The following is an 8,769-nucleotide window of genomic DNA, read 5'->3' as shown; positions in this document are numbered from 1 at the left end:
GCATTAGTACTTTTCATAACAAATAGTTTAAAAATTAGTTATTGATTCAATAGCGTATTTTACTCATATTGTTTTATAAGTACTTTCCCATTAATTATGCCTAAGCTTTCGATTGACGATAAATTTATTGACTTCTCAGACTACGGACGCCCTATTGCTACGTTTTTAGCTCATCATTTATCGAATTTAAAAGTAAATGCAATTCAAGTCACTTTTGTTTTCTTATTGGCTGGTATCATTTGTGTTTATTGTATCCAGACCAATCATTATATTTTGGCAGCTATTTTCTTGATGCTCAAAAATATTTTGGATGCTGTCGATGGTGAAATTGCTAGAATTACCAAACATCCATCCATTATTGGTAGGTATCTTGATTCAATTTTTGATTTTATTATAAATCTACTTATTCTATTTAGTATTCTTACTATTGAAAGTTCTTCAAGGGTAATCTTCCTGATGGCTTTCTTTGGGATTGAGTTTCAATGTTCGATTTATAACTATTATTATGTAATTTTGAGGAGAAGCTTGAACAACCATGAAACTAGCCGTATCCTTGAATTCAGAAAACCTGTTAGTTATCATTATGAAAGTCAGCGGTTAACTAATATTTTACATATTGCATTTCTGTGTTTGTATTTAGTTTTTGATGCGTTGGTTTATGTATTAGACAAACCTGCTCTTTCTGTAAAGAAATTTCCAAAATGGTTTATGAGTTTGCTTTCTTTACTAGGGCTGGGGTTTCAATTATTAATAATTTGTGGTTTGCTTTGTTTAGGATTAACCAAAATGATTTTACCTTTTTTTGCTTGGTACAGTATTTTCGGTTTATTTGTAATTTTAATCAGAAAATTACTAGTGAGGTAAACGACAATTATCTTTTTACTTCCTTATAAAATGAATGTAAACTCAGGGCTAGGCAAAACTGAATATTGGTTTATCGCTATATTTTTTATATTGTACTTAATTTATTTAGGGCGTGTCTTTTGGATAGCAAGGCGACTCAAAACCACCGCACGTTCAAGTATTTTGAAGTTTTTTTTAAGATCAGCCTACTTCGGTTTAATGATACTTGCGTTGCTTAATCCTTCATTCGGAGAGTTGAATGAAGCCGTAAAAGCTGAAAACAGAGAAATATTTTTTGTAGTAGATGTCTCCAAATCAATGGATGCAACCGATATACAACCTAGTAGAGTTGAAAAAGCAAAATTTGAGATAAACAGAGTAATTAGTCAATTCCCTTATGACAGAATTGGCATTATTGTTTTTTCAGAAGAACCATTTTTATTATCACCTCTTACCTTTGATAAAAATGCAATAAGCTTATTTGTACCCAAAATCAATACTAATCTATTGATGGGTGGAGGTTCGTTGATTAATCCAGCCCTTGAAATGGCTTATAATAGATTGCAAAAATCAAAATCAAAGAATAAATCAAAGACAATAGTGTTGGTGAGTGATGGCGAGTTTTCGGATGAATATGACAGAAACATTATTGGGCAAATTAAACAACATGGTATCAATTTCTTTTCCGTTGGCATCGGCACAACGAAAGGGACAACGATAAAAGATGGAAATTCTTTCAAAAAAGATAACGATGGGAATATTGTCATTACAAAATTAGACAATACTTCATTGAAAAAAATCACCAATGAAGCCAAAGGTAAATACTTAGAAATAAGCAGTATATCTAATAGTTTGACAGCATTAATTACAGAAATTAGCCAAATAAAAAGTACTTTTTCAAATAATCAGCAAATTAATGTTGTGTTAAATAAATATTTTTATTTTCTAATCATTGCATTATTTTTGCTAGGAATTGACGTTTTCTTTACTGTTAGAACATTTCAATTATAATTTTTCTGTTAATACTTTTTAAAAAAACTAATGCCGATTATACTTTATGCTATTAATTAAGTTTAATCTATTATTATCACATAAAATTATTAAAATCAATCAACCTTGTTAAATCAATTTGTTTTATATATTTTTCTTTGGATACTTGACAATGGCTCATTCTCGAAAGTAAATACAAGAAATAGAGCAAAAGTCGAAGCAATGATTGCATTTAGAAAAAAAGATTATCGTGAAGCAGCAAACCAATATCTTATTTTATCTAAACAATCTATTTTTACACCACCTGAAGTATCGTTAAATTATGCACACGCTCTTTTTGAGGCTAAAGACACGCTAGCTGCTCGTCAAATATATGCTCGATTAAGCGGTTTAAAAGAAGCCAAACTTACTTCTACTACGTTAGTACAATTGGGTTTGATATTCTGTAATCAGCAAGACACTGCCAAAGCGCTGACTCTTTTTAAAAAAGCTTTAGTGATGATGCCAGAAAATAATATCGCAAGGTTTAATTACGAATTATTGAAAAGAAGATTTAAGCCAAAACAAGAGTCAACATCTAAGCCTCCACCACCAAGTACCCAAAAAATACCTCCTAAACCTCCTACTCAGGAAAATGTTGAAGTCGCCAAAAATGAAAGTCAACAAGAACTACTGAAAACGCTAAAAAATTATGGCTTAACTGTTGATAAAGCTAAGACCATATTGGATGCTATGAAAAGTAGCGAAATCCAATATATTCAGCAACGCCAAGTAAATACTAAGAACCCTAATAAATTAATAACAAAACAAAACTGGTAAGAACCAATTTTATGAATACGCAAGAAGTTTATATTATGTCGGCTGTGAGAACACCGATTGGAAGTTTTGGAGGAGTACTATCGAGTTTCTCGGCTACTCAACTTGGAAGTATCGCAATTAAGGCTGCTGTTGAAAAAGCAAAGATTAAACCCGAAAGCGTGGAGGAAGTATTAATGGGAAATGTAGTCTCTGCTAATATTGGCCAAGCGCCTGCTCGTCAAGCGGCTTTGGGTGCGGGATTATCACCACAGGCTAGATGTACTACTATTAACAAAGTGTGTGCTTCAGGAACAAAATCTATTATGTTGGCTGCACAAAGTATTATGCTTGGGCAAGCTGATATTGTAGTAGCTGGAGGAATGGAAAGTATGTCAAATGCACCTTTTTATGTTCCTAATGCAAGATTTGGCTATAAATATGGTTCATCGGTATTGGTAGATGGTCTTGAAAAAGATGGATTGACTGATGCTTATGAAAACTGTGCGATGGGATTTTTTGCAGATAGAACTGCCCGTAAATATGGGATTAGCCGTGAAGCTCAGGATGGATACACTATCGACTCCTACAAACGCTCTGCTCAAGCTACAGAAAATGGATTATTCAAAGACGAAATCATTCCTGTAGAAGTAAAAACAAAACAAGGCAGTATTTTCATTACGGAAGACGAAGAATACAAAAAGGTTAAATTTGAAAAAATCCCTGATTTAAAACCTATTTTTGAAAAAAGAGGTACTGTAACGGCTGCGAGTTCTTCAAATTTAAGTGATGGTGCATCAGCATTGGTGTTAATGTCGAAAAAGAAAGCTGACAAGTTGGGCTTATTACCGATTGCAAAAATCATCGGAATGGCTGATGCAGAGCAAGAACCTGAATTCTTTACGACTACGCCAACAGTGGCACTGCCAAAGGCTATCAAAATGGCTAATTTAATTAAAGAAGAAATTGACTATTTTGAAGTAAATGAAGCTTTTTCAGTTGTACCTTTGGCATTCGAAAAAATATTGGATATTCCACACAAAAAAGTAAACATTAATGGTGGTGCTGTATCTTTAGGACATCCGCTAGGAGCATCGGGTGCCAGAATAGTAACTACGTTGATTTGGATTTTGAAACAAAAAAATGCACGATACGGAGCCGCGGGTATCTGTAATGGTGGCGGAGGGGCTTCATCAATTGTGATTGAAAGGATGTAATCTCTAAAAGTTTGTGGTAATTTTGTAACAATTATTTAACAACACAGACTTTAAATAAGCGTGATTAAACACGCAAAACAACATAATGAAAGTAATTAAAAACACTAATTTTAATTTTCCGAACCAAACAGGTTTCTACAAAGGAAAAGTACGTGATGTATATTCTTTTGAAAACCTTTTGGTAATGGTTGCCTCAGACCGTATCTCAGCTTTTGATGTAGTTTTACCTAAAGCGATTCCATTTAAAGGACAAGTACTTAATCAGATTGCAGAACACTTTTTGAATGCAACCAGAGATGTAGTACCAAATTGGCTAGTGGCAAGTCCTGACCCTAACGTAAGTGTGGGCTTGAAGTGTGAAACTTATCCTGTAGAAATGGTCGTAAGAGGCTATTTAGCTGGTCATGCATGGCGTACTTATAAATCTGGCTTACGTACTTTATGTGGTGTAACTTTGCCAGAAGGCTTGAAGGAAAACGACAAACTGCCTACGCCAATTATTACGCCTACTACGAAAGCGCATGAAGGACACGACGAGGATATTTCAAGAGAGGAAATTTTAGCCAAAGGTTTAGTGTCTGAAGAAGAATATAGCCAGCTTGAAAAATATACCCTTGCCCTTTTTGCGAAAGGAACAGCAATGGCAGCCGAACAAAAATTAATTTTAGTGGATACTAAATATGAATTTGGGAAAAAGGATAATCAAATCACTTTAATTGATGAGATTCACACACCAGATTCTTCTCGTTATTTTTATGCCGAAGGTTACGAAGAACGCCAAAAAAATAATGAAGCCCAAAAGCAGCTTTCTAAAGAATTTGTGCGTGAATGGTTAATTGCGAATGGTTTTCAAGGGAAAGATGGTCAAGTCATTCCTGAAATGACGGACGAATGGGTAAATCAAGTTTCAGAACGCTACATTGAACTTTTTGAACAAGTAACAGGCAAAAAATTCATTAAAGATGATTCTGAAGATGTTTTGGTTAGAGTTGAGGAAAATGTGAACAATTATTTAAAGTCTTTGTAAGAAGTAAAACAAGAAATTACAACAATTTATGGAATTTAAGGTAGAAAAAAATGAGCAGTATGCTCTAATCGAACTTAAAGAAACTGCTTTAACGCAGGAAAATCATACTGATTTAGAGAAAATCGTTCGCCAGCTTTTCAGAGAAGGCTATGGCAATATCATTATTGAATTTAATCAAATTATTGAGCTAGACGGTCATGGTATTTCTGTTATTCGTAAAGCCAATAAAATCTGTTTGAACGAATTAGGTTTATTAATTATCGTAACAAAGAATGATGAAATAATTGACCAGTTAGATGCCGCTAAAATTGAAGAATTAACCGTAATGCCTACGGTTCAAGAAGCAATCGATGCAGTATATTTGAATGAATTGGAAAATGATTTCCAATCAGACGAAGATGATGAATACGATCACGGTGAATACGGCGAAGGCGGCAGTTCAGATGATGATTATTAGTATAATGTAGAAGAGGTCAGTTCAAAAAATTGACCTCTTTTATAATAAATCAGTATCTTGAACTATTATAATAGTATTGATTTCAGTATTTACACAATCAGCAAACAATTTGAGTTTTCAACTAACCATTTTAGGCACGGGGTCTGCCACACCCGTTTTAACGAGAAACCCAACGGCTCATCACTTACAGATTGAGCAGGATGGTTATTTGATTGACTGTGGAGAAGGCACTCAAAATCAGCTACTTCACTATAAAATCAGGACTACAAAACTTAAGTATATTTTTATTACACATCTCCACGGTGACCATTTCTTTGGATTAATCGGACTTTTATCTACGCTGAATATGCATCGTAGAATAGAGGATTTATGGATTTTTGCGCCGAAAGGTTTAGCAGAAATCATTACTATCCAATTAAAGTATTCTGACACTCGCTTAAATTTCAAAATACATTTTACTGAAACTCAAACAGAAAAATCGTACTTACTTTTTACGAATGAACACGTAAAAATTACTACTATCCCATTAATCCATCGGGTGCCTTGCTGTGGTTTCTTGTTTCAAGAAAGAAGAAAAAAAAGAAAAATTATTAAGACTAGAAGACCCACAGATTTAACTTTTGAGCAAATCAAAAGATTGAAAGATGGCGAAGATATTTTGAATGATGATGGTAGTATAAAATATAAAAATGAAGACTATACTATCCCATCTTTAAAAAGTGGTAGCTATGCATTTTGCTCTGATACCCTTTATAACGAAGCCATTATTGACATCATTAAAAATGTAGATTTGTTGTATCATGAAGCTACTTTCCTAGATGAATTGTTACCAAGGGCCATCCAAACCAATCATTCTACGACCAAACAAGCTGCCTTGATTGCCAAAAAAGCACACGTAGGCAAGCTTATTATCGGTCATTATTCCTCACGATACAAAGAATTGGATACTCATCTAGCAGAAGCTCGTGAGGTATTTGTCAATACCTATTTGGCAATAGAAGGTGAAACCCATAAAATACGGGATATTAAATTATAATTACCGAATAAGATTGACCCATCCTTTGAACTCTCGTTTAGTAAATTTTAATAGGTAATAATATTCTGAGGAAGCGTGTTCACCACCAGACCACTTGAAATCTCTATCTTTAGATTCATAAACCATCGATCCCCAACGATTAAAAATTTGGATGTATTCAAATTTTTCAAAACAATTATTCTCAGGTAAATCTGTCAAAGTAAAGTATTCATTCTTTCCATCTCCGTTGGGCGTAAATACATTAACTGGCTTAAAAGTCTGATAATCTACTATTTTGCTTTTCAATACTATATTCACAGATACTGTATCAAATCTATTGGGGCTACAAGAATTATCTTCCGTAATAAAATTAATCACATAACTTGCCTGATCTTTCCCATTCAATAAACTACAGTCTATTTTCCATGCAAAGGGGTTAATTATTTTTGCCACACCATTTTTATCAGTCCATACCGCTCCTATTTTCGATAAATCAAAGTCCTTTCCTACAGCATACAATTTTATCGGGTCAGCATCAGGGTCTTGCGAAGTAACGTCAAAATTAATAGGCTGAACATCGGTTCCATCCAATATAATTTCAATTTCATTTTTCGCTAAAGAAGTCACAACGTTGGGTGGTCGGCTATCAATTGGTAAAGCCTTTAAATTAACAGAGATACTATCTTTCAAATTTCTACCACACCTATTATCAATTATATAGAAATCTACAATATAATCGGTAGTCCTAACGGCACTACAAGTGGGTGTCCAAGTAAAAGGAGAACTAACTGTTCCTAATCCAGAAATAGAACCAAAATTCATTCCAACATCTGCTAAATTAAAGCCTCTTCCTTTGGCGGTAATCGTGATATTATCATTATCAATATCTTTCCCAAATAAATTAAATTTCATTAGGCTATTAACTACAGTTTCGCCCTTTCTATTTAATAAATCTGTAGAAATAATGGGTTTATTATTCAAAGCTGGTTCAATAATTACCTTTACTTTTAAGGTGCTTATTAGAGGCTGCGGACAACCATCATCTGAAGCTATTACATCAAAGAGTAATGGCTTGCCATCAAAACTAGCTGTACATTCATCAAAACATAATTCAGCCCTTAGCGTATCTTTATAAGTACTTGTATGAATGGATGTTGGAGATAATGTAAACGACCCTGTAAAATTAGTCGGCTGAATCTTTAAGTTTAATGTCTGATTCGGATCTAAATCTGTCACTAAAAAATCTAGGCATTTTTTTTCGTTTGCCTTAATTGTGATGGTCTGAGTAACATCTGTAAAAACACCTTTCCCTTTTTCTCTTAAAAAACTTTGCGGAGGGTTATTCGTAGGACAATCGATTACCTTTAGTTGAAAGTCCCTTCGCACCTCTCCTATCTTCTTGCCATTTCTGTATTCTTCTGTTAGCACACAAAACACATATAGCCCTAATAAATCCGTCGTTACAGTCAATTGTCCCGTTCTGGCATTTACTCGCAGAGGCTGTGGCCCTGGAATCATGTTATTAACACCAAAACCAGTTTGCCAGCGCACAAGTGGATAATTGCTACTACCAGTAGGCAAGTCTGGCTTAGGGGCCAGTGTAGTTGAATAACCATTATAGGGCGTCACTAAAGAATAAACTAGGCTGTCTCCATCTGCATCAGTAGCGCCAAACTCAAAAACAAAGGGGCGTCCTCTACAAATATAATCACCAGTGAGTTTACCGAATTTTGGAGATGAGTTAGTGAAGGCTTTTCCATTTTGCTTCTGAGCAGGAAAAGCCAAATAAAATACCGAACCTGCAGCCTCTGGATTTTGAATATTAGTGATAATATTATTTCTACAACAACGCTCCCATGCAAAGTAATAGCCTCCTGCATCATCAAAATTATCAGGACTCAAATATATCAATGTGCTATAGCGTATCAGGCGGGTTCTTACAGAGTTATTCTGTAAACAAGCTGGATTGGAATAGCTAATTAAACTATCGCTGACGATTGGTAAAACTGCATAGCCTAAATATAGGTTATCTTTTTTCCTAAAAACAGCTAAATTGATAGTTGCATCTCTCGCTCCCATACTACCATTAATGTCATCAAAATACAAATTAAGACTTAGGCTATGTGATACATTAGGCTGGTTTTTGACGACTTGCAGTTCTATTTCACCCCCAACGATATGGGTGGCTTGCACTTTGAAAAACGAGAAGAGAATTATTATAATTAAGAGTATAGTTTTTTTCATATTATTTTAAACAGGAGGTTTACAAAATCATTGATTAACAAAGTATTTTATAATACTACTGACAGCATTAAAGTGTTAAAGGTTGTTCTTAATCACTTCAATTTTTGTTAAATTCAGTTATATTATTGTAATAAGTTTGTCAATGACTTCTAAACGAATTATAGCTACCTTAAATATATAC

The 8,769-nt window shown here is 34.1% G+C and carries 8 protein-coding genes; 7 read left to right on the top strand and 1 reads right to left on the bottom strand.

What is annotated here, in order from left to right:
• Positions 1–96: 96 nt before the first annotated feature.
• The 7 genes from AC07XN_RS21820 (at position 97) to AC07XN_RS21790 (ending at position 6,365) form a co-directional block, all read left to right on the top strand.
• Positions 97–864, top strand: a complete 768-nt coding sequence (locus tag AC07XN_RS21820; RefSeq protein WP_494744586.1) for a CDP-alcohol phosphatidyltransferase family protein — start codon at positions 97–99, stop codon at positions 862–864.
• A gap of 30 nt (positions 865–894) precedes the next feature.
• The gene (locus AC07XN_RS21815; protein WP_494744585.1) at positions 895–1,854 is read left to right on the top strand and encodes a vWA domain-containing protein; all 960 of its coding nucleotides are present in this window, start codon (positions 895–897) and stop codon (positions 1,852–1,854) included.
• A 105-nt stretch (positions 1,855–1,959) separates the two neighbouring features.
• Positions 1,960–2,652: a tetratricopeptide repeat protein gene (locus AC07XN_RS21810; protein WP_309994662.1), complete on the top strand. Its 693-nt coding sequence runs from the start codon at positions 1,960–1,962 to the stop codon at positions 2,650–2,652.
• Positions 2,653–2,663: 11 nt separating this feature from the next.
• Positions 2,664–3,845: an acetyl-CoA C-acyltransferase gene (locus tag AC07XN_RS21805; RefSeq protein ID WP_309918828.1), complete on the top strand. Its 1,182-nt coding sequence runs from the start codon at positions 2,664–2,666 to the stop codon at positions 3,843–3,845.
• Positions 3,846–3,930: 85 nt separating this feature from the next.
• A complete protein-coding gene (locus tag AC07XN_RS21800) occupies positions 3,931–4,872 on the top strand; it encodes a phosphoribosylaminoimidazolesuccinocarboxamide synthase (protein WP_494744584.1) in 942 nt (313 codons plus the stop codon).
• Between the two features lie 28 nt (positions 4,873–4,900).
• On the top strand, positions 4,901–5,329 hold the full coding sequence (locus AC07XN_RS21795) for an STAS domain-containing protein (RefSeq protein ID WP_309918822.1): 429 nt from the start codon (positions 4,901–4,903) through the stop codon (positions 5,327–5,329).
• Between the two features lie 109 nt (positions 5,330–5,438).
• Positions 5,439–6,365 (top strand): ribonuclease Z, encoded by a 927-nt coding sequence (locus AC07XN_RS21790; RefSeq protein ID WP_494744583.1) that lies wholly within the window; start codon positions 5,439–5,441, stop codon positions 6,363–6,365.
• Here the strand turns inward: AC07XN_RS21790 and AC07XN_RS21785 are convergent, their stop codons facing one another.
• The gene (locus AC07XN_RS21785; RefSeq protein WP_494744582.1) at positions 6,366–8,588 is read right to left on the bottom strand and encodes a T9SS type B sorting domain-containing protein; all 2,223 of its coding nucleotides are present in this window, start codon (positions 8,586–8,588) and stop codon (positions 6,366–6,368) included.
• Positions 8,589–8,769: the final 181 nt, after the last annotated feature.

Source organism: Arcicella sp. GW458-12-2-14-TSB2 (genome assembly GCF_059423785.1).
This window is presented reverse-complemented; position numbering and strand designations above follow the sequence as displayed.